Annotated in this window: 19 protein-coding genes; 16 read left to right on the top strand and 3 right to left on the bottom strand. The window is 69.6% G+C overall.

The window, feature by feature from the left end; genetic code table 11:
* The first annotated feature begins 276 nt into the window (after positions 1-276).
* A complete protein-coding gene (locus tag ABD191_RS01240) occupies positions 277-1,806 on the top strand; it encodes a molybdopterin-dependent oxidoreductase (RefSeq protein ID WP_344075763.1) in 1,530 nt (509 codons plus the stop codon).
* Here ABD191_RS01240 and ABD191_RS01235 read toward each other — a convergent pair whose 3' ends face one another.
* Positions 1,807-2,250: a WhiB family transcriptional regulator gene (locus ABD191_RS01235; RefSeq protein ID WP_344075761.1), complete on the bottom strand. Its 444-nt coding sequence runs from the start codon at positions 2,248-2,250 to the stop codon at positions 1,807-1,809.
* Positions 2,251-2,435: 185 nt separating this feature from the next.
* On the opposite strand from ABD191_RS01235, the gene ABD191_RS01230 reads away from it, so the two are divergent.
* The gene (locus ABD191_RS01230) at positions 2,436-3,332 is read left to right on the top strand and encodes a LuxR C-terminal-related transcriptional regulator (protein WP_344075759.1); all 897 of its coding nucleotides are present in this window, start codon (positions 2,436-2,438) and stop codon (positions 3,330-3,332) included.
* Between the two features lie 15 nt (positions 3,333-3,347).
* Here the strand turns inward: ABD191_RS01230 and ABD191_RS01225 are convergent, their stop codons facing one another.
* Entirely contained in the window at positions 3,348-3,776 is a 429-nt protein-coding gene (locus ABD191_RS01225; RefSeq protein ID WP_344075757.1) for a DUF5319 domain-containing protein, read from the bottom strand.
* A 277-nt stretch (positions 3,777-4,053) separates the two neighbouring features.
* Between ABD191_RS01225 and guaB the strand changes: the two genes are divergently transcribed.
* The 4 genes from guaB to ABD191_RS01205 are packed head-to-tail and all read left to right on the top strand — an operon-like array spanning position 4,054 to position 9,841.
* Entirely contained in the window at positions 4,054-5,535 is a 1,482-nt protein-coding gene (guaB, locus tag ABD191_RS01220) for an IMP dehydrogenase (protein WP_344075755.1), read from the top strand.
* 12 nt (positions 5,536-5,547) lie between these two features.
* Complete coding sequence (locus tag ABD191_RS01215) at positions 5,548-6,669, top strand: GuaB3 family IMP dehydrogenase-related protein (protein WP_344075753.1); 1,122 nt, start codon at positions 5,548-5,550, stop codon at positions 6,667-6,669.
* Positions 6,666-8,111 (top strand): M1 family metallopeptidase, encoded by a 1,446-nt coding sequence (locus ABD191_RS01210; RefSeq protein ID WP_344075751.1) that lies wholly within the window; start codon positions 6,666-6,668, stop codon positions 8,109-8,111. Before ABD191_RS01215 ends, ABD191_RS01210 begins: the two co-directional genes overlap by 4 nt.
* A 32-nt stretch (positions 8,112-8,143) precedes the next feature.
* Positions 8,144-9,841, top strand: coding sequence for an FAD-dependent oxidoreductase (locus tag ABD191_RS01205; RefSeq protein ID WP_344075749.1), 1,698 nt, complete (start codon positions 8,144-8,146; stop codon positions 9,839-9,841).
* 10 nt (positions 9,842-9,851) lie between these two features.
* Here the strand turns inward: ABD191_RS01205 and ABD191_RS01200 are convergent, their stop codons facing one another.
* Positions 9,852-11,225 carry a hypothetical protein gene (locus ABD191_RS01200; RefSeq protein ID WP_344075747.1) on the bottom strand — a complete coding sequence of 458 codons (1,374 nt, stop codon included), beginning with the start codon at positions 11,223-11,225 and terminating at the stop codon, positions 9,852-9,854.
* Positions 11,226-11,308: 83 nt separating this feature from the next.
* Here ABD191_RS01200 and guaA point away from each other — a divergent pair, with 83 nt between their 5' ends.
* From guaA to ABD191_RS01150, 10 genes are all read left to right on the top strand, one after another.
* Positions 11,309-12,862: a glutamine-hydrolyzing GMP synthase gene (gene guaA / locus ABD191_RS01195; RefSeq protein WP_344075745.1), complete on the top strand. Its 1,554-nt coding sequence runs from the start codon at positions 11,309-11,311 to the stop codon at positions 12,860-12,862.
* Between the two features lie 29 nt (positions 12,863-12,891).
* Entirely contained in the window at positions 12,892-13,701 is an 810-nt protein-coding gene (locus ABD191_RS01190; RefSeq protein ID WP_344075743.1) for a prepilin peptidase, read from the top strand.
* 206 nt (positions 13,702-13,907) lie between these two features.
* The gene (locus tag ABD191_RS01185) at positions 13,908-14,105 is read left to right on the top strand and encodes a Flp family type IVb pilin (protein ID WP_344075741.1); all 198 of its coding nucleotides are present in this window, start codon (positions 13,908-13,910) and stop codon (positions 14,103-14,105) included.
* 186 nt (positions 14,106-14,291) lie between these two features.
* Positions 14,292-14,690: a TadE family protein gene (locus tag ABD191_RS01180; protein WP_344075739.1), complete on the top strand. Its 399-nt coding sequence runs from the start codon at positions 14,292-14,294 to the stop codon at positions 14,688-14,690.
* Between the two features lie 77 nt (positions 14,691-14,767).
* Complete coding sequence (locus ABD191_RS01175) at positions 14,768-15,862, top strand: pilus assembly protein TadG-related protein (RefSeq protein ID WP_344075736.1); 1,095 nt, start codon at positions 14,768-14,770, stop codon at positions 15,860-15,862.
* A gap of 38 nt (positions 15,863-15,900) precedes the next feature.
* Complete coding sequence (gene cpaB, locus ABD191_RS01170) at positions 15,901-16,674, top strand: Flp pilus assembly protein CpaB (RefSeq protein ID WP_344075734.1); 774 nt, start codon at positions 15,901-15,903, stop codon at positions 16,672-16,674.
* Positions 16,675-16,703: 29 nt separating this feature from the next.
* A complete protein-coding gene (locus tag ABD191_RS01165) occupies positions 16,704-17,894 on the top strand; it encodes a CpaE/TadZ family protein (protein ID WP_344075732.1) in 1,191 nt (396 codons plus the stop codon).
* A gap of 37 nt (positions 17,895-17,931) precedes the next feature.
* Positions 17,932-19,287 (top strand): TadA family conjugal transfer-associated ATPase, encoded by a 1,356-nt coding sequence (locus ABD191_RS01160; protein WP_344075730.1) that lies wholly within the window; start codon positions 17,932-17,934, stop codon positions 19,285-19,287.
* 23 nt (positions 19,288-19,310) lie between these two features.
* Positions 19,311-20,330: a type II secretion system F family protein gene (locus tag ABD191_RS01155; protein WP_344075728.1), complete on the top strand. Its 1,020-nt coding sequence runs from the start codon at positions 19,311-19,313 to the stop codon at positions 20,328-20,330.
* Positions 20,331-20,335: 5 nt separating this feature from the next.
* On the top strand, positions 20,336-21,268 hold the full coding sequence (locus ABD191_RS01150) for a type II secretion system F family protein (protein WP_344075726.1): 933 nt from the start codon (positions 20,336-20,338) through the stop codon (positions 21,266-21,268).
* Positions 21,269-21,274: the final 6 nt, after the last annotated feature.

Below are 21,274 nucleotides of genomic sequence, written 5' to 3'. Positions count from 1 at the left end.
GGGTGGTTCCGCGCCTTATCCCGCGTGGTTATTCCACGCGGAATCGTCCAAACGTCGGGCGGGGCGGGGCGGGCGGGGCGGGGCGGGGCGGCTTGGGCGGGGCGGGGGTCGGCGCGGGGACGTGGTTCCGCGGAGTCTGGGTGGGTGGGGGCGGGGCGGATCGCGGTGGATGAGGGGGTTGAACCGTCTGGGCGAGGGTGGCGTGGGACTCCGTGACAGGCGGTTCGCGTCGTGTGGGCATGGCGGTCGGCGGGGGAGGCGGCAAGACTGGTGAACGTGGGGCGGACGAAGCGGGACGGTGCGGTGGCGGGCGTGGTCGCCGCCGGGGTCGCGATCGGTGTCGCTGAACTGGTGGCGGTGCTTACCGGGCCGCGGACCGCGCCGCTGGTCGCGGTCGGCGGGTGGGTCGTCGACCACGTACCGGAGGCCGGCAAGGAACTGGCCATCGACCTGTTCGGCACGTACGACAAGGTCGCCCTGCTGATCGGCACGTCCGTGCTGCTGGCGGCGTTCGCGGCCGGAATCGGCGTGCTTGCCGTCCGGCGCCGCTATCTCGGGTACGCCGGCATCGCGCTGTTCGGGGCGATCGGTGTGGGCGCGGCGCTGACCAGGCACGACGTCGGGCTGCTCGCGGCGCTGCCGTCGCTGGTCGGGGCGCTCGCGGGCGCGGCGACGCTCGGGTGGGTGTTGGGCGAGCGCGGTCGGGTGTCCGTGGACAGCGGCGCGGCCGAGGAGGAGGCCGTCGGGCGCCGGCGGTTCCTGCGCGGCGTGGGCTTCGCGGCGGTCGGCGCGCTGGTCGCGGGCGTCGGCGGGCGGATGCTCAGTGTGCGGCGCAGCGTCACGGCCGCCCGGGACGCCGTCGTGCTGCCGACCGCCGGGGACACGGGCGCGGTGGCGCCGCCGCAGGCGGACCTCGGCGTTGCGCACCTCACCCCGTATGTGACGGGCAACCGGTCGTTCTACCGCATCGACACCGCGATCACGGTGCCGCAGGTGGACCCGGCCACCTGGAAGCTGCGCATCCACGGCCGGGTCGACAATCCGATGACCCTCACGTGGGAGCAGTTGCTCGCCCGCCCGATGATCGAGCGTTATGTGACGCTGGCCTGCGTGTCCAACCCCGTCGGTGGCGACCTCATCGGAAACGCGCGCTGGTTGGGCGTACCGCTGAAAGAGCTGTTGCTGGAGGCGGCGCCGCAGGCGGGAGCTGATCAGGTGGTCAGCCGTTCCGTCGACGGGTTCACCGCCGGCTCCCCGACCGCGGCGTTGCTCGACGGCCGGGACGCGATGATCGCGGTCGGCATGAACGGCGTGCCGCTGCCGATCGAGCACGGCTTTCCCGCCCGGCTGGTCGTGCCGGGCCTGTACGGCTACGTGTCGGCCACGAAGTGGCTGGCCGAGCTGGAGCTGACGAGCTTCGCCGACTTTGACGCGTACTGGATCCCGCGGGGCTGGGCGCGCGAGGCGCCGATCAAGACGCAGTCACGGATCGACACGCCGAGCGCCGGCCGCGAGGTCGCGGCCGGCACGGTCGTGGTCGCTGGAGTCGCGTGGGCGCAGCGCCGCGGCATCTCCACAGTGGAGGTACGCGTGAACGGCGGCGCCTGGCAGAAGGCGACCCTGGCCGCCACGGTCTCCATTGACACGTGGCGGCAGTGGCGCTGGGAGTGGCAGGCGACCCCGGGCAGGTACGAGTTGCAGGTGCGCGCCACCGACAACGGCGGTACGCCGCAGGTGGAGACGCGCACGCCGCAGGTTCCCGACGGGGCGACCGGCTATCACACCGTCCGGGTGACGGTCGCCTGATCAGCGCATCGTCACCGGAACGCGGGTCATGGGCCGGCGCGTGGACCGGCGGTGTTGCGCGGCCAGGCCTGCGGATGGTGCGCCGGACATGAGGCGGGCGGGCAGCCCGAGGCGGGCTTCGAGGCGGCGCACGTCGACGCGGTAGCGACCGCGTTCGGCGGCGTCCTCCCAGCCTGCCGCGAGCAGACGGATCCGCTCGGTCTCGGTAAAGCCGCCCCACACGCCGTACGGTTCTTTGGCGGCCAACGCGTGTGCCGCGCATTCGGCGCGCACGGGGCAGGTGATGCACACGGCTTTCGCCGCGCTCTCCCGCCTGGCACGCGACGCGCCGCGTTCACCGTCCGGGTGAAAGAACTGAGCGCTGTCGCGTCCACGGCACGCGCCGTTGCGCTGCCAGTCCCACACCTCAGCGATAGGGCCGGGCAATCTGGTCACATTCGACATTCGGTTCGCCTCCCGCGCGGACCGCCGGGCGCACAACACAGTGGACCGTACCCCGATACGGGTGAAGATGAAACCGGACTGGTTGTGCGTTATCGCGCGACTACGGACAGGCATCTACCGCAAATCGGAGAATGATCTGTGTTTCTCATGTTCTCCTTCCTCCCGGGGAGAGATAAGGAGTCCACGTGCGATCAGTCCTCGTTTGCGTCCGCACGACGGTGGCCGCGCAGACCATTGCCAACTGCGCCACCCGACTCGGGCTCGGTGCCGCTATCCGCACCGCACTCAGCGGCCCGGAGGCCTTGGCCCGGCTGGCCGAACAGCCGGCCGACATAGTCTTCGCCGATACCGCGCTGACCAGGCCGGACACGGTCGGGTTCACCCGCCTGGTGCGGGAACGATCTCCGGGCGCGATCGTGGTGCTCATCGGACCGGAGGAGCCGGCCGTGGCGCAGGCGGCCGTGGCGGCCGGGGCGCGCGGGTTCGTCCGCGGCGAGCGCGACGATCTGATCACGTCCGTGACCAAGGGCTTCATGCTGCTCGTGCAGCCGAGCAGGGCAAACGTCCCGCAGCAGCGGTTCGACGGCCCGGGTGCCGCGCCGGCGGCCGGTGGTCCGGCGCCGGCCGGAGCCGGACAGCCGGGGCGCGCCGGCAACGTCGGGCCGGGCGGCGCCGGGGCCGGTCCAGGCGGCGGCACCATTCCGGGCGGCGGCAACCGCCCGGGCGGCGGCACCATTCCGGGCGTGCCGCCCGCGGCGGGCGCGGGCAACGCGGTGGGGCCGGGTTACCAGGCCGGCGGGCCGGGCGCCCCGAACCAGGGCCCCGCGTTCGGGCCCGGCGCGGCCGGCGGGGCGGCCGGTACGGGCAACGCCGGCCCGCAGCGGCGGCTGGCCCTCACGGAGCGTGAGCTGCAGGTCCTGCGCCGGATGGCGGACGGCAAGAGCAACGCGGAGATCGGCCGGGAACTCTACGTGTCGGAGGACACGGTCAAGACCCACGCCCGGCGCCTGTTCCGCAAGCTCGGCGCCCGCGACCGTGCGCACGCGGTGGCGGCGGCGTTCCGCGCCGGCATGGTCACCTGACCCGCCGGGCGTGTCTCACGGGGCGGGCGGCGGCGGGGTTTCGTCCTCGTCCTCGTCGTCGAGGTCGTCGTCCGTGAGCATGGAGTCGTGCACCCCGTCGGCGTAGCCGCGGGCATAGTCCCAGGTCACATAGTGATCGGGGTCGGGGTCGAAGGCCGGCTCGTGCACCCGGGGCCGGCCGGATTCCAGCAGGTGGCGCAGGTTGGCCCGCAGCAGCGCCCAGTCGAAGTAGTGCGGCTCGCGGCAGTCCTCGCAGTCGATGACGAGTCCACGGACGCCGGCCGGCAGCAGCAGCGCCTCGTAGATCTTCAGGTCGGAGAGGTCCTCCTGGACGTCGCGGCGTTCCTCGTCCGTCAACGGGTCGAGAGCGTCGTCACCCTCCTCAAGATCCGCCGACGGGTCCTCGGGGTCGTCGCGGAACGGATCGAGTGGCTCGTCATGCACGCCTCCACGGTATCGCCCGCGCCGCCGCCCCGCCGGGCGGGCGCCGTGCGTCCCACGGGCACCGCCGACCGGCCCGCGACCAGGTCGGGTGACCCCTGCGGGCGATCTGCGCCACGCACCCACCGTGCGGCGGCCGGCTAGATCGCGTGACGGGCTAGGATGAATCGGCAACGTGCGGGGGGCGCTTCCCGCAAAGCCGTGCTGACGAATCCGGATATCGCGAGCCCCGGGCGACCGGTGCGGGCGGTGCCGGGCCAATCGATCGGGGTCTCACGCCATGGATCTGTCCCAGCCGCTGCCGCTCGGCCTCACCTACGACGATGTCCTCCTCCAGCCCGCCGAGTCCGACATCGTGCCCAGCCGGGTCAACACGGCGACCAAGCTCACCCGCAATGTCGGCATCGCCATGCCCATCGTGTCGAGCCCGATGGACACCGTCACCGAGGCGCGGATGGCGATCGCCATGGCCCGCCAGGGCGGCATCGGTGTCCTGCACCGCAACCTCTCGATCGAGGATCAGGCGCTGCAGGTCGACCAGGTGAAGCGTTCCGAGGCCGGCATGGTCACCAACCCGGTCACCTGTGGCCCGGAGGACACGCTGCGCGACGTCGACGCCCTCTGCGCGCGGTACCGGATCTCGGGCGTACCGGTGACGGACGCCAACGGCGTCCTCGTGGGCATCGTGACCAACCGCGACATGCGGTTCGAGACCGACAACAGCCGCCCGGTCCACGAGATCATGACCCGGATGCCGCTGATCACCGCCCGGGTCGGGGTGAGCAAGGACGAGGCGCTGAGCCTGCTGCGCAAGCACAAGGTCGAGAAGCTGCCGCTGGTCGACGACGCCGGCCGGCTGCGCGGGCTGATCACCGTCAAGGACTTCACCAAGAGCGAGCAGTTCCCCAACGCCAGCAAGGACGAGCAGGGTCGCCTGCGGGTCGCCGCGGCCGTCGGCGTGGGCGAGGACTCGTACAAGCGGGCCCGCGCACTGGTCGACGCCGCCGTGGATGTCGTCATCGTCGACACGGCGCACGGCCACCAGCGGGCCGTGCTCGAGATGGTCTCCCGGCTCAAGAAGGACACCGGGGTCGACGTGATCGGCGGCAACGTGGCCACGTTCGCCGGCGCCGCCGCGCTCGTCGAGGCCGGCGCCGACGCGGTCAAGGTCGGCGTGGGGCCGGGCGCCATCTGCACGACCCGCATCGTGGCCGGCGTCGGCGTCCCCCAGATCACCGCGATCATGGAGGCCGCGCGGGCCTGCCGGCCGGCCGGGGTGCCGGTCATCGCCGACGGCGGCATCCAGTACTCCGGCGACATCGCCAAGGCGATCGTGGCCGGCGCGCACACGGTCATGCTGGGCGGCCTGCTGGCGGGCTCCGAGGAGAGCCCCGGTGAGATCATCTTTATGAACGGCAAGCAGTTCAAGTCCTACCGGGGCATGGGCTCGCTGGGCGCCATGCAGTCGCGCGGGCAGGGCCGGTCCTACTCGAAGGACCGCTACTTCCAGGACGACGTGGCCGAGGAGAAGCTCGTCCCCGAGGGCATCGAGGGCCAGGTGCCGTACCGGGGCCCGCTGTCCCAGGTCGCCCACCAGCTCATCGGCGGTCTGCGCCTGGCCATGGGGTACGTGGGCGCCGAGTCCATCGCCGACATGCACAGCCGGGGCCAGCTGGTACGCATCACCGCGGCGGGCCTGAAGGAGAGCCACCCGCACGACATCCAGATGACCGTCGAAGCCCCGAACTACCACACCCGTTAAGGAGCAGCCGCCGTGCGAGATGTCGTCGAGATCGGCCTGGGCAAGACCGCGCAGCGGGGATACCACCTGGACGACGTTGCGATCGTGCCGAGCCGCCGTACGCGCGACGTCGACGACGTCTCCACGGCCTGGCAGCTGGACGCGTACCGGTTCGGCATCCCGTGCGTCGCGCACCCGAGCGACGCCACCATGAGCCCCGAGACGGCGGTCGCGCTCGGCCGCCTCGGCGGGCTCGGCGTGCTCAACGTCGAGGGCCTGTGGTGCCGGTACGAGGACCCGTCGAAGATCCTGGAGGAGCTGGCCGGGCTCGACGACGACGGGGTGGCCGCGACCCGCCGCCTCCAGGAGGCGTACGCGGAACCGATCAAGCCCGAGCTGATCGCCGAGCGGGTGCGGGTCATGCGGGAGGGCGGCGTGACCGTCGCCGTGCGGGTCTCGCCCCAGCACACCCTCGCGCTGGCCCCCGTGATCCTCGACGCGGGCGTGGACATCCTGGTCATCCAGGGGACGATCGTCTCGGCCGAGCACGTGTCGACCACGGACGAGCCGCTCAACCTCAAGGAGTTCATCGCCGACCTGGACCTGCCGGTCATCGCGGGCGGCTGCACGGACTACAAGACGGCGCTGCACCTGATGCGCACCGGCGCGGCCGGGGTCATCGTGGGCATGGGCGCCGACGAGCTGGCCACCACCGACCGGGTGCTCGGCATCCGGGTGCCGATGGCCACCGCGATCGCCGACGCGGCCGCGGCCCGCCGCGACTACCTCGACGAGACCGGCGGCCGGTACGTGCACCTGATCGCCGACGGCGGCATCGACACCTCCGGCGACATCGCCAAGGCGCTGGGCTGCGGCGCGGACGCGGTCATGCTGGGCGACGCGCTGACCCGCGCGGAGGGCGCCCCGGCCGGCGGCGCCTGGTGGCATTCGGCCGCCAGCCACCCGGACCTGCCGCGCGGCTTCTACGGCGTGGCGGACGAACCGCTCGGCTCGCTGGAGCGGCTGCTCTTCGGCCCGTCCGACGACCCGGACGGCTCGCTGAACCTCTTCGGCGGCCTGCGCCGGGCGATGGCCAAGTGCGGGTACCGCGACCTCAAGGAGTTCCAGAAGGTCGGCCTGGTCCTCGACCGGTGAGCAAGCCCCGAGCAGGTCTGGCCCTCGTCGCGGCCGCGCTGGTCGCCCTCGCCGGCTGCGGCGCGGGCGACCCACGTCCGGTCTGGCACACCCCGGCGGTCGCCGGCGCCACGATGACGACCGCGCCCGGGGTCGGTGCGCCCGGCCTCGGTGACCCGTACTACCCGAACGCCGGCAACGGCGGCTACGACGTCGCGCATTACGACATCGCGGTCAGCTACGACCCGGACAGCCACCGGATCACCGCCCGGGCCGCCATCCGGGCCACGGCCCTGACCCCGCTGTCGCGCTTCAACCTGGACCTGCGCGGGCTCACCGTGCGGTCGGCGACGGTCGCCGGCAAGCCGGCGGCCACGAGCCGGGCCGGCGACGAGCTGACCCTCACGCCGGCCGAGCCGCTCCCCGCCGGCACCGTGTTCGAGACGATCATCGAGTACGGCGGGAAGCCCAGCACGTACGGCGGGCCCGGGCAGGCCGGCGGCGAGGGCTTCGTCCAGCACGACGGGGGCGCCATCGCCCTCGGCCAGCCGGAGAGCGCCGCCGCCTGGTTCCCGTGCAACGACCACCCCGCCGACAAGGCCACCTACGACATCAAGCTGACCGTGCCCGGCGATCTCGCGGCCCTCAGCAACGGGGTGCTGCGCAGCAGGACCGCGAAGGGCGGCCGCACCACGTGGGAGTGGGCGACGACCTCGCCCATGGCGACCTACCTGGCCACTGCCGTGATCGGGGACTACCGGGTGCGCACGGGCACGCACGACGGGCTGCCGGTCATCACCGCCGTGGCCGACGGCCTGCCCACCACCATGGACGACGCGATGGCGCGTACCCCTGAGGTTCTTGATTTTCTTGAGGAGCGCTTCGGGCCCTACCCGTTCGACGCACTCGGCGGGATCGTGCACGACAACGCGAACCTGCGCTTCGCGCTGGAGACGCAGACCCGCCCGGTGTATGTGTCGTCGTTCTTCCTCGGGCCCAAGCCGTCCGTGACGGTCGTCGCCCACGAGCTGGCCCACCAGTGGTTCGGTGACAGCGTGTCCGTGCGTGACTGGCGCGACATCTGGCTCAACGAGAGCTACGCGACCTATGCCGGTTGGCTGTGGGTGGAGCACGAGTTCAAGCGGCCCTTGGCCACGTCGTTCACCACGGCGTACGAGACGGCGGCCGAGGAGGTGTGGACGACCCCGCCGGCCGACCCGGGCAGGGAGAACATGTTCAGCGACTCCGTCTACGACCGGGGCGCGATGACGCTCTACGCCCTGCGGCAGACGGTCGGCGCCGAGACGTTCGACCGGATCACCCGGGAATGGGCGGATAAGAACAAGGACGGCAACGTCAGCACGGCGGACTACATCGCGCACGCCGAACAGGTCTCCGGGCGGCAGCTCGATGACCTGTTCCAGGCGTGGCTCTACGGCAGGACCAGGCCGGCGAAGCCCTAGTCAACAGGCCCGCCACCAGGCACAATGCCCCCGTGTACGACGTGGTGATCATCGGATCGGGGTTCGGCGGCAGCGTGGCAGCGCTGCGCCTGGCCGAGAAGGGCTACCGGGTCGCGGTGGTCGAGGCCGGCCGCCGGTTCGCCGATCAGGAGCTGCCGCGTACGTCCTGGCGGCTGCGCCGGTTCCTGTGGGCGCCCGCGCTGGGCTGCCGGGGCATCCAGCGGCTGGACTTCATCCGCGGGCGCGACGGCGCCGGCGGGATCCTCGTCCTGTCCGGGGCCGGCGTCGGCGGCGGCAGCCTCGTCTACGCCAACACCCTCTACGAGCCGCCGCGCGCGTTCTTCGCCGACCCGCAGTGGGCCGGCATCACCGACTGGGCCGCCGAACTGGCCCCGCACTACGACCAGGCGTCGCGGATGCTCGGCGTCGTGCGCTACCCGAGGATGACGCCGGCTGACGGCGCCCTGTCGGCCGTCGCGACCCGCCTCGGCGTCGGCGCCTCCTTCTCGTTGACGCCCGTCGGCGTGCACCTCGGCGACGGGCCGGGCGGCAGCGTGCCCGACCCGTACTTCGGCGGGGCCGGTCCGGCGCGCTCCGGCTGCCGGCACTGCGGGGAATGCATGACCGGCTGCCGCCACAACGCCAAGAACACGCTCGTCAAGAACTATCTGTACCTCGCCGAGCAGGCCGGGGTGGAGATCATCGCGGACACCTCGGCCACCGCGGTGGTCCCGCTGGGTTCGCAGGGGTACGCCGTGAGCGTGCGGCGTACCGGTTCCTACCTGCGGCCGCGTCGTCGCGTGCTGCGGGCCGAGCAGGTGATCTTCGCAGCGGGGGCGCTCGGCACGCAGCGGCTGCTGCACCGCATGCGGGCGACCGGCGCGCTACCCGGCCTGTCCGACCAGGTCGGGGCCCTCACCCGGACCAACTCGGAGGCGATCCTCGGCGCGTCCGTACCCGTCCGAGCGGCCCGCCGACGGGGGGTGGACTTCACCGAGGGCGTCGCGATCACCAGCTCCATCCACCCGGACGCGGACACCCACATCGAGGCGGTGCGGTACGGCCGAGGGTCCAACGCGATGGCCCTGCTGCAGACGGTGCTGACCGACGGCGGACCGCGCCGGGCACGGCGGTGGCTCGGGACACTCCTGCGCCACCCGGTCGTGACCGCCCGCACCCTGTCGGTGCGCGACTGGTCGCGGCGGACGGTCGTAACGCTGGTCATGCAAGCCCTGGACAACTCGTTGACGCTGGTGCCCCGACGCGGCCTCCTGGGATTTCGGACATTGCGGGCCACGCCCGGTCATGGCGCGCCGAACCCCAGCTGGATTCCCGCCGGCAACCGGGCCGCCCGACTGCTGGCCGAGGAGATCGGCGGCCAGCCGGGCGGGTCGGTCACCGAGGTGCTGTCCATGCCGATGACGGCGCACATCCTGGGCGGAGCGGCGATCGGCGAGTCCCCGGCCTCCGGCGTCGTCGACGCGTACCACCGGGTGTTCGGCCACCCAGGGCTGCATGTGGTCGACGGGGCGGCGGTGCCGGCCAACCTCGGGGTCAACCCGTCGCTGACCATCACGGCGTTGGCGGAGCGCGCGATGTCGTTGTGGCCCAACCGGGGCGAGGCGGACCCCCGGCCCCCGCTCGGCGCGCCGTACGAGCGCCTCGTGCCCGTCCCGCCCCGGCGGCCCGCCGTGCCGGCTCACGCGCCCGCCGCGCTGCGCCACTGTTGATGCTGCGGTGTTATGCCGGGGTGCGGAGGAACAGGGCGAATGACTCTTCCTCGCCGGCTAGCCGCCAGCGCGGGTCGGTGCGCAATGCGGGCACGCGCGCGTCCGTGTCTCGGAGCAAGATGCAAGTGACACCTCGGTCGACCAGGTCGTCTGCAGTCATGGCGCCCAACTCGGTGATGAACTCCTCGCCGTAAAGATCGCTGCGCGAGTCAAGGCTCACGGGTACATCAGGCCGGTCGAGGATTAGCGGGCCACCGAGCACGTAGGAGTTGAACAGCTTGCAGCCGGACGGCAGCGCGGCGACCAAGTCGGCCCCGTACTGCGACCGCCCAGGCCGGGATAGTCCGACAGCAGCGGGGGCCAGCGTCAATGTCACGGCCACCACGGCGACGGCTGTCACCCAGTGGCGACGGCGTTCAGCGATAGCTGCCACGGCAGGCAGTCGTACTGCGGCCGCGAGCATCGGGAGAACTGTGGCGCCAGCAACAGGTAGAAACCGGATCATCGTGACGCCGGCGATGGCGAGGGCAGCGATAACAAAGGATGGACCCCACCACCGGCGACGCACTGCGACGACCATGGCGAGTATCGCGAGAGCCAGGAAAGTCATATCCTGCCAATGGGTGACCGATGCAGGTGACCATTCCCTAATGAGGAGGGAAGCCTCACGCACCTTAGCGGCCTGCGTGAGTACACCGAATCCGTACGGGTTGACCAGCGCACCAACGGTGCTGACCACCGTTACGGCGACGTACCAGGGCAGTGGAGGGGAGCTCGATTCGCGCCAGGCGCGGACCGCGTCGCCTGCACAGAGCAGGCAGACGATGGCGATACCCAAAGTTGCCGCCGCGTGCAGGTTGACCCACGCGACTTGCAGCATTAGCACGCCGACCAACCCACCGACGCGTTGGCGCAGCGAGCGCGTCCTGTTCAGGACTAACCCGACCAGCACGAGTAACAGCGGCACGGCAGCGTAGTCAGCCAGCTGCGGTCGGGAGCTGAACCAAGACGTGTAGAGGACGCTTCCGGCAAGCAGCACGATGACTGCCGGCGCGGGCGGCGCCCCCCATGATCGGGCGAGTAGCAGCATGGCCCCGAGAGCAATCCAGGCCCACACGGCGCCGAGCAGCGCGGCACCCGCCATACCCGCCACATGGTGCGCGCCGGCCAGCAGCACGTCGAAGCCCCAGGAGTTCAGTACCCAAGGGCGGCCCGTTATGGTCCAGGAGAACGGATCCGTGGCTGGTAGCTGTCCTGTGTCCCAGATCAGCTGTCCTGTGCGTATCTGCCACCAAGGATCCGAGTCGACGAGCTTCGCAGAACTGGCGGCGGCCGCAGGGGCAACGGCGAGCCAGCTGAGCAGCCAGCGGTTCCTTTCCGTCATGTCGCCTCCGCCCTGGTCGCCAAGGGCTGACATGATGCCACGCCACTGCAGGGCGCGACGGTTTGGCTCGGTAGGCTCAACTCATGAGCACTCCGGCACCCGTCCTCGTTGTTGACTTCGGCGCCCAGTACGCCCAGCTGATCGCGCGGCGGGTGCGTGAGGCCAAGGTCTATTCCGAGATCGTGCCGCACACGATGCCGGCCGCTGAGATGCTCGCGAAGAAGCCCGCGGCGGTGATCTTGTCGGGCGGGCCGTCGAGCGTGTACGAGCCGGGCGCCCCGCAGGTCGACGCCGGCCTGTTCGACAGCGACGTGCCCGTGTTCGGCATCTGCTACGGCTTCCAGGCCATGGCCCAGGTGCTCGGCGGCACGGTCAGCCACACGGGCCTGCGGGAGTACGGGCGCACCGAGCTGACCGCCTCGCCTGAGGCGAGCGCCCTCTTCGGCGGTCTGCCGGGCGAGCAGCCGGTGTGGATGAGCCACGGCGACAGCGTCACGGCGGCCCCGGCCGGGTTCACCGTGACCGCGAGCACGTCCGGGGCGCCGGTCGCGGCGTTCGAGGACCGGGCCACCCGCCGGGCCGGCGTGCAGTTCCACCCCGAGGTCGCGCACACGCCGCACGGGCAGGCCGTACTCGAACGGTTTTTGTATGAGGTCGCCGGGCTCGCGCCCGACTGGACCAGCGACAACATCATCGACGAGCAGGTCGCGGCGATCCGGACCAAGGTCGGCGGCGCGCGGGTGATCTGCGGGCTGTCCGGCGGGGTCGACTCGGCGGTGGCCGCCGCCCTGGTGCACAAGGCCGTGGGTGACCAGCTGACCTGCGTGTTCGTCGACCACGGGCTGCTGCGGGCCGGCGAGGCCGAGCAGGTCGAGAAGGACTACGTCGCGGCGACCGGCATCAACCTCAAGGTCGTCGACGCGGCCGACCGGTTCCTCGGCGCGCTCGCCGGGGTCACCGATCCGGAGACCAAGCGCAAGATCATTGGTCGGGAGTTCATCCGCGTCTTCGAGCAGGCCGCGCGGGAGTTGGAGTCCGAGAGCCACGTCGAGTTCCTCGTCCAGGGCACCCTCTACCCGGACGTGGTCGAGTCCGGCGGCGGCACGGGCACGGCCAACATCAAGTCGCACCACAACGTCGGCGGCCTGCCGGACGACCTCGCGTTCACGCTGGTCGAGCCGTTGCGCACGCTGTTCAAGGACGAGGTCCGCGCGGTCGGCTCGCAGCTCGGCCTGCCGGACGCCATCGTGTGGCGCCACCCGTTCCCCGGCCCCGGCCTGGCCATCCGGATCATCGGCGAGGTCACCCGCGAGCGGCTCGACCTGCTTCGGCAGGCCGACCTGATCGCCCGCGAGGAGCTGACCGCCTCGGGGCTCGACCGCGACGTGTGGCAGTTCCCGGTCGTCCTGCTCGCGGACGTCCGGTCGGTCGGGGTCCAGGGCGACGGGCGCACGTACGGTCACCCGGTGGTGCTGCGGCCCGTGTCCAGCGACGACGCCATGACGGCCGACTGGTCGCGCCTGCCGCACGACCTCATCGCGAAGATCTCCAACCGCATCACCAACGAGGTACCGGGCGTCAACCGCGTCGTTCTCGACGTGACGAGCAAGCCGCCGGGCACGATTGAGTGGGAGTAATTTCCGGTACCCGCCCGTAGGCTGCCCGGGTGCCCGTTTCCGTCATCGCGATCGTCGCGCTGCTCGCCGCCGTAATCGGGCCGCTGTTGCGCGGCCTCATCGTCCGGTACTCCGTGCCGTACGCGGACGCCCCGGACGGCGACGTATCGAACGACGGCGACGGGTCACGTGAGGACGTCTCGGCGCGGCCGCCGGCGTGGCGACGGGAGTGCCCGGCGTGCTGCCAGGCCCTGCCCGGCGCGGGATGGCGGGGCGTGGCGGGTCCGCTCGCGCCGACCGGACGCTGCCCGCGCTGTACTGCCCGGCTCGGGCCGGCGCCATGGGTCGTGGAGATCGTGGCCGCCGTCGTATGTGGACTGCTCGCCTGGCGGATCACCGAACCGTGGACGTTGGTCGCCCTGTGCTGGTTGGCGCTCGCCGGCGTCACGATGGCGTTCGTGGATGTAGCGGTGCACCGGCTGCCCGACCCGCTGACCCTACCGACCTATCTGGGGCTGCTGATGCTGCTCGGCGTCGCCGCGCTGGTCGGGGGCGAGGCCGGCCGGTGGGGCGCAGCCTTCCTGGCCGGGCTCGGGGTCGCGGCGTTCTACTTTGTCCTCGTCCTGATCTCCCCGGCCGGCATGGGGCTGGGCGACGTGAAGCTCGGACTGAGCACCGGTACGGCGCTGGGTTGGGCAGGCTGGACCGTCGCGGTGTACGGCGCGGCTTTTGGAATTCTCATCGGAGGTTTGGCGTCACTGGTCCTTCTAGCTACCCGCCGGGTCGGCCGCAAGGATGAGTTGCCACATGGCCCATTCATGCTCATCGGTGCGCTGGTCATGGTGCTGGCCGTTGGCTGAGCCGGCTTCCGCTCGCCGATCGACTCAGCCGAATGGCCGGTCAAACCTGCTGATCGGTGGTTAAAGACGAGGTGAGCGACCCAGGCCCATTAGTCGCGTACCTGACAGCGGGCCCCGGGTCGAATGCGGGAACGTCGTCGGGTTCCGCGCGACGCGCGGTCGTCCGAGTCGCCGCTCGGGCGGTTGCACGACATTGGAGAAGTCCTGTGAAGAAGCTTCAGGCGAGGTTGCGCACTCCCATCGCGCGCCGTGACAAGGGCGCGTCCGCGGTCGAGTACGGCCTGCTCGTCGCGCTGATCGCGGTCGTCATCGCGGGTGCCGTCTACCTGCTTGGTAACACACTGAAGGGCAAGTTCACCAGCGTCCAGCAGTGTGTGGCGTCCGCTACCGGCAACTGCCCGTAGCGCTCCCTGTCGTGCCATCGGTGCTGCGCGAGCGGCGCCGATGGCACGATGTCTCATCGGGTGTCAGGTGCGCGATTGCAGCCGCTTGATCGAGGGCGGCATAGTGATCGTCGCTCGTGGCCGCGCGCCGCGACGTGGCGACGGCACCGTTCGGCGCAGATCCGGCCCTAAGCGACACGCTCCGAGGTGAGTTCGACGATGGTGCACAGACGGCGTGACCGGGGGGCCGCTGCGGTTGAGTTCGCGCTCGTCCTGCCTGTACTTCTGATTCTGGTCTTTGGGATCATCGACTTTGGGCGCATGCTCAATGCGAAGATCACGCTCACCCAGGCCGCTCGCGAAGGTGCGCGGGCCGCAGCGGTCAGCACGCAGGCCAACGGAGTCAAATGGACCCGGGACGCGGCGCGCAACTCGCTCGGCACCCTCAACCCGACCGTGCTGTCGTGCGCCGACGACCCCTCACGCACAGCCGCATCTGTCACCGTGAGCTACACATTCAGGTTCGCGACGCCGATCGGCGCGATGATCGGCGCTGGTGGCACAACAACGCTGACCTCCGAAGCGGTGAGTCCATGCATCCGGTGACGGCTCGCCCGCCGCGCTCTGTTCTCATCGGGTGGCTATCGCGGCGCCTTGGCCGGCGCGATAGAGGCGCCGTGGCCGTGACCGTCGCCATCCTGCTTGCCAGCGGAACGCTACTCGGGTTCGCAGCGCTGGCCGTCGACGTGGGCGCACTCTACGTGGAGCGCCAGCAGTTGCAGAGCGGTGCGGACGCGGCAGCGCTCGCGGTAGGCAACGCGTGCGCCCGGCGCCGGGCTGCCTGCGACACGATGAATGACCCGGGTGTGCTGCCGCTGGCGCAGCAGTTCGCCAACGCCAACGCCGACGACGATCACGCCCAGGTGCTGTTTGTCTGCGGGCGCGACAGCCGTAACGCACTGCCGTCGTGCGCGGGCCACCCTCCGCCGAACAACCTGACGCGCTGTGTCGGCGACCGTCCATCGGGCTCGACGGAGTGGTACGTCGAGGTGTATGTCGGCACGCTGCGTAGCGGTGGTCAGACCGTGCTGCCACCGGTGTTCTCCAGGAGCATCGGCTCGAATGGTGCCTCGGTGGGCGCCTGCGCCCGGGCAAGCTGGCGTACGAACAGCACAGGCTTTCTTGGCTTCGGTATCTCGTTATGCGCGTACAGCTGGGCCACCAACGGCGGCGTACCCACGACGCCGGAGCTTGCGAAGATGGATGTCTTCGATACCAGCGGTGTGTTCGAGCGCGACAGCACCCACGAGGATCATTACGACCGCAAGGTGGAGTGCGAGGACGGACCGCCCGCCGGTTGGGACGAAGCGCCGGACTTCGCGTGGTTTGCCTCGAACAGCCAGTGCCTGACCTCAGTGGTCAGCGGCGTCGCCGCGGGTGGTCCAGCTTGGTCGGCGCCGTGCCTCTCGGTGATCTACGAGGCCTGGGACGACCACGACACCATTCGCTTGCCTGTCTATGACGGGATGACGGGGTCGGGCGCGAGTGCCGAGTACCACGTCATCGGTTATGTCGAGTTCTTTGTGTTCAGCTATCGAGGTGGGTCGGGAACCTTCGGACAAAGGCCCAACTGGGTGGAACCGTTTCCCTGGCAAGCCGACCCGCCTCCCTATTCGTGCTCGCCAGGAGAACAGTGCATTGCCGGGCAGGTGACCACTGCCTTCATCGCTAGTAGCAGCGGCGGCGGACGAACCCGCAGCGTCACCCTCACCGGCTAGAGTGTCCGCACGTCACGACCTAGATCAGGACCCCTTACATGACTCGTCGTCTCCTCGCGATTGCCGTTGCGATCGTCCTCGCCGCCTTCGGCACCGCAGCGGTGCTGTACTACGCGTTCAGCGCCGACACTCGGGCGCAGGATCGCATTTCGAACCCGGTGACGGTGGCGGTCGCTGACCAGGTGATCCCGGCGGGCACCTCTGGGGCCACGATCCGGTCCCGCAAGCTTGTCCGCTTCGAGAAGATGCCGAAGGACGCGGTCCCGAGTGACGCCCTGAGCGAGATCAGTGTCGACCAGGACAAACTGGTCGTCACATCGAATATCGCGGCTGGTCAGGTCCTGATGGCCGCAAACTTCGGGTCGCAGAGCCAAATCGCGAACGGGCTTGCGCTGCCCAGCGGATCCCTGGCCGTAACGGTGGAGACCGGTGCGCCCGAGCAGGTCGCCGGCTACGTCCGGCCAGGCTCGGAGATCAGCATCTTCCTGACGTACAAGGTCGTGGACTCCAATGGGGACCCGACCAAGATCACGCGTACCCGGGTTCTGCTCCCTAAGGTTGAGGTACTCGCCGTGGGCACGTACACCCCGAACGGCGGTGGCGGCAATGCGAACGACCCGACCGCGGGCGGCGGCAGTGGATCGCTCCTTGTGACAGTCGCGGTGAATCAGGCGGAGGCCGAGCGGCTGATCCAGGGCCTCAACGTGGGTAGTCTCTATCTCGGTCTGCTCGGCGACTCAACGGACGTCAAGGCCGGGTCGGGCGTAGACAATCGGGATTCTGGCGCTGGCTCGACGCCGATCTTCCGCTAGGTCGCGTTCAGCAGGGGTGGGGGAGTGATATGACGATCCTGTTCGAGCCGCATAGGCGCGAAGCTCAGCAGTTCGCGCTGCTTCTCGGCAACGACGTCCACGTCGGCGTGGCGCCGGCCGACCTCGCCCGACTGCTCGCGGAGTACCCGGGTGAACAGCTCGTCATCCTCGGGCCGGGTGTCGAACTCGGGGACGCGCTCGCCATCGCCGCCGACTACCGGCTTAGCCGACCGGCCCTGGGCGTGGTCCTCATTCGCCACCGGGTGGACGTCGGTCTGCTCGGCGAGGCCATCCGTGCCGGTGTGCGCGAGGTCGTGCCGAGCAACGACCCGGCCGCGCTGCTCGCAGCATGTGCCCGGTCCCTGGAAGTGTCGCGGCAGATGGCACCCGCCACCGGTCGGCGCATCGGTGGAGCGGGCATCGGCGGCCGTGACGCGAAGGTCATAACCGTATTCGCGGCAAAGGGCGGCTGCGGGAAAACCACCATGGCGACCAATATCGCGGCTGCTCTGGCCGCCGGTGGCGCGCGTCGGGTCTGCCTCGTGGACCTCGATCTCGCCTTTGGTGATGTGGCGATCATGTTGCAGCTAGTGCCGGAGCGCAGCATCGCGGACGCGGTGGCGCTGGGTGACCAGCTTGAAGAGGTGTCGCTACGTGCTTTGCTCACCCCGCACAGCCCCGGCCTGGACACGCTTCTAGCTCCTGCTGGCCCCGCTGAGGCGGAACGAATCACCCAGGGCCTCGTCGTCGAGGTGATCGGACTACTCAGGGGCATGTTCGACTACCTGGTCATCGACACGCCACCTGCCTTCACTGACCATGTCTTGGCCGCGCTCGACGCTTCCCACGTGCATGTCCTGCTGACGACGCCGGATATGCCGGCGCTGAAGAATCTACGCATCACCCTGGACACGTTTGACCTGCTGGACCTGCCGAAGGAAAACCGTCTCGTCGTGCTCAACCGGTCCGACGCGAAGGTGGGACTATCTGCCAGCGATATCGAGCGGGCCACCCGGGCGAACGTCAGCGCACATGTCCCGTCCAGCCGAGATGTGCCGGTTTCCATCAACCGAGGTGTGCCGATCATGGTTGACAGTCCACAGCACCCGGTGAGCAAATCGATCCGAGAGTTCGCCCTCGGCCGCCTGACCAACCCCAATGGGCCGGCAGAGCCGACCCGTTCCGGAGGGTTGCGTGGACTGCTCGGTCGGGGTCGATGACCAATTCCATGGGTGAGCAAACGGCGGAGGAGGTGGCATGAGTCTCGCTGATCGGCTCGCGCAGCGGAAGGTGGTGGTCGAAGCCGCCGAGCGGCCGCGTAGCGGCAGCACCCGCACCACGGGCCCACTCGCCGAGATCCGTCGCCGGGTCCATCAGGAGCTGCAGGAAATCCTCGGTCCGCAGCTCTATAACGAGCGTTCGCTGGAGGTCCTGGAGTACCGGGTCCGCGAGACTCTGCAGGCGGTACTCGCACGGGAAGAGACGCCGCTAACGGCGGCAGACCGCAGCCGGATCGCGTCGGAGATCTGTGACGAGATCCTGGGGCACGGCCCGCTGGAACCGCTGCTGCGAGACCCTGATATCTCGGAAATTATGGTCAATGGTCCGGACAAAATCTATGTCGAGCGATTCGGGCACATTGTTCCGGTTGACGCTGCTTTTGTGGACGAGGATCATCTGCGGCGCATCATCGACAAGATCGTGGCCCGGGTCGGCCGGCGTGTGGACGAGTCGAGTCCGATGGTGGACGCCCGGCTGCCCGACGGCAGTCGCGTGAACGCTGTCGTGCCGCCGATCGCACTGGACGGCGCCGCCCTCACGATCCGGAAGTTCTCCGCTGACCCGTACACGATCGACGATCTGATCGGGTTCGGCACGCTTACCACGCAGGTGGCCTCCCTGCTTGAGGCATGCGTCCGGGGCCGTCTCGACATCCTGATCACGGGCGGTACGGGCACAGGCAAGACCACGACGCTGAACGTGATGTCGCAGTTTCTGCCAGATGACGAGCGCATTGTCACCATTGAGGACGCCGCCGAACTCCAACTGCGCCAGAACCATGTGCTGCGGTTGGAGTCGCGCCCGGCCAACATTGAGGGTCGCGGCCAGGTGACGGTCCGTGACCTGGTGCGCAACGCCCTGCGAATGCGCCCCGACCGCATTGTCGTCGGTGAGGTCCGGGACGGCGCCGCCTTGGACATGCTGCAGGCCATGAACACCGGTCATGACGGTTCACTTGCCACGGTGCACGCCAACTCGCCACGCGACTCGCTCGCCCGTATCGAGACCATGGTGCTCATGGCGGGCATGGACCTGCCGATGCGTGCCATCCGGGAACAGATCTCGGCGGCCGTCGACATCATCGTGCACCAGACCAGGCTTAAGGACGGGACGCGCCGCATTACCCACATCACGGAGGTCGTTGGCATGGAGGGGGACGTGGTGACCCTCCAGGACATCTTTCTGTTTGACTTCCGGGCTGGCACTGATGAGTTCGGCCGCTTTCGCGGGCAACTGCGCCCGACGGGGTTGCGGCCCCAGTTCCTGGAGCGGCTGGCCGAGGTTGGCGTCACCGTGCCGGCGGAGGTCTTCGGTGGCGGCGCGGCCGCCTGACGACAGGATCGACACCCAATACCATGGACCTCTCCCTTCCAGTCGTCGTTGAGCAGCTCACGATCCCCGCGCCGCCCCGGTGGGCCGCGCTGATCGCTGGCGTCACCGTCTTTGCGGCACTGACGCTGCTGGTGGTGGCGCTGATCTGGCCTCGGTCCCGGCGCCACGAGCGCATTAAGCAGATCGCGCAGTTCGGCCCGGCCCGCACGCTTCCCGCTGCGGCACCGACCCAGGACCAAGAGGGCAACGCGCTCTCCCGGACGGCCCTCAAGGCCGCGCAGGAGCTGGTACGCGTTCGTGGCAACGAGGCAGGCATCGCGCTGAAGCTGGAGCGAGCCGGCATGGGCTTGAGACCGCACGAGTGGGTGCTCGTCCGCGGACTTAGCGTTATCGGCGGTGCGGTGCTCGGTGTGTTTCTCGCTAGTGCGGTCGGTGCGCTGCTCGGCATCGTCCTAGGCCTGCTCGTCCCGATGCTGTACCAGTCGATCCGCATCAGCCGGCGTTCGGACGCATTCGCTGAGCAGTTGCCAGAAGGGCTGCAACTGGTGGTGGGGTCGCTGCGGTCGGGCTTCTCCTTGCCGCAGGCGCTCGACTCACTGGTCCGCGAGTCGCCGCAGCCGCTGTCGCAGGAGTTCGGTCGCGCCCTCACTGAGTATCGGCTGGGTGGTGATCTGGCTGACGCGCTGGAGCGGGTCGCTAGCCGCACGGGTAACCGCGATTTGACCTGGGCCCTCATGGCAATCCGCATACAGCGCGAGGTTGGCGGCAACCTCGCCGAGGTGCTGCAGACAGCCGTAGAGACCATGCGCGAGCGCGGCCGGTTGCGCCGGCATGTGCGCAGTCTCTCGGCAGAAGGTCGGCTCTCGGCATACGTGCTCATCGCTCTTCCGCTCGTGCTGGGTCTATTCATGTTCGTAACGCGCCGCGAGTACATGGCACCTCTTTTCACAGACCCACTGGGCATCGTCATGTTGCTGGTCGGGGCGACGATGCTCGTGGCCGGAATCTTCTGGATCGTGCGCGTCGTGAAGGTCGAGGTCTGACGGGTATGGGCGACGTTCTGTTAGCCGGCGGCGGCTTGGCACTGTTCATCGGCCTGACGATCCTCGTCGTCTCATTGGCGCTATCCGGCGGCAGTCGCACAGGCGTTTCACGTGGCCTGCACTCGATCGACCAGGTGTATGCCGCTGGGGGCACGGTGGCTGCGCCGGAGGCTGATGGCTTCAGCAGCCGCGTGGTCGCGCCCATGTCGGGCCGCGTAACCCGGATCGGTCGGCAGCTCACCCCAGGCGGCACGCTGACCCGTCTGCGGCGGTGGCTCAACTACGCGGGCAACCCGCCGTTCTGGACGGTGGACCGAATTTTCAGCCTGAAGGGTATTGGTCTTCTCGCCCTCGGGGTGGTCGGCGCGCTGGCCGGACTTTTTATCGACGGAGCGATCGGGGCGATTCTGGGCGGTCTTGTCGGTGCTGTGATGGGTTACTACGTGCCCGACCTGATCATCTACCAACTCGGGTATAACCGGCAGGAACTCATTCGTCAGTCAATGCCGGATGTATTGGACATCCTGACGGTTAGCGTGGAGGCAGGTCTCGGCTTCGACGCGGCGCTTGCCCAGGTTGCGCGGTACGGTCGCGGGCCACTCGTGGGCGAATTCGCCCGGTCGCTGCAGGAGATGCAGATTGGCCTGTCGCGGGTCGAAGCCATGCGCGCGCTCGCCCCACGTACTCGGGTGATCGAGCTTCGTACATTCTGCTCTGTAGTCGTTCAGGCGAGCGAGCTAGGCGTGCCGATCGCCACCGTGCTGCGTGAGCAGGCGAAAGAGATGCGAGTGCGCCGTCGTCAACGAGCTGAGGAGATCGCGCAGAAGATTCCGGTGAAGATCCTGTTCCCGCTGATCTTCTGTCTGTTCCCGTCACTCTTCATTGTTGTGATAGGGCCTGGCGTGATCAACATCATCAACGGGCTGGATATGTTCTGACGACCG

It is taken from the genome of Luedemannella helvata (genome assembly GCF_039528415.1).
In the GTDB taxonomy this organism is placed as follows: domain Bacteria; phylum Actinomycetota; class Actinomycetes; order Mycobacteriales; family Micromonosporaceae; genus Luedemannella; species Luedemannella helvata.
The sequence above is the reverse complement of the archived record's forward strand: the minus strand, read 5'-3'. Positions and strand labels throughout refer to the sequence as shown.

What these genes read in the sequence shown, in the direction of transcription:
- ABD191_RS01235 (WP_344075761.1), bottom strand. Translation starts at nt 2,250, where the DNA reads ATGTCGAATGTGACCAGATTGCCCGGCCCTATCGCTGAGGTGTGGGAC.
- guaB (WP_344075755.1), top strand. Translation starts at nt 4,054, where the DNA reads ATGGATCTGTCCCAGCCGCTGCCGCTCGGCCTCACCTACGACGATGTC.
- ABD191_RS01200 (WP_344075747.1), bottom strand. Translation starts at nt 11,225, where the DNA reads ATGACGGAAAGGAACCGCTGGCTGCTCAGCTGGCTCGCCGTTGCCCCT.
- guaA (WP_344075745.1), top strand. Translation starts at nt 11,309, where the DNA reads ATGAGCACTCCGGCACCCGTCCTCGTTGTTGACTTCGGCGCCCAGTAC.
- cpaB (WP_344075734.1), top strand. Translation starts at nt 15,901, where the DNA reads ATGACTCGTCGTCTCCTCGCGATTGCCGTTGCGATCGTCCTCGCCGCC.
- ABD191_RS01165 (WP_344075732.1), top strand. Translation starts at nt 16,704, where the DNA reads ATGACGATCCTGTTCGAGCCGCATAGGCGCGAAGCTCAGCAGTTCGCG.
- ABD191_RS01160 (WP_344075730.1), top strand. Translation starts at nt 17,932, where the DNA reads ATGAGTCTCGCTGATCGGCTCGCGCAGCGGAAGGTGGTGGTCGAAGCC.
- ABD191_RS01155 (WP_344075728.1), top strand. Translation starts at nt 19,311, where the DNA reads ATGGACCTCTCCCTTCCAGTCGTCGTTGAGCAGCTCACGATCCCCGCG.
- ABD191_RS01150 (WP_344075726.1), top strand. Translation starts at nt 20,336, where the DNA reads ATGGGCGACGTTCTGTTAGCCGGCGGCGGCTTGGCACTGTTCATCGGC.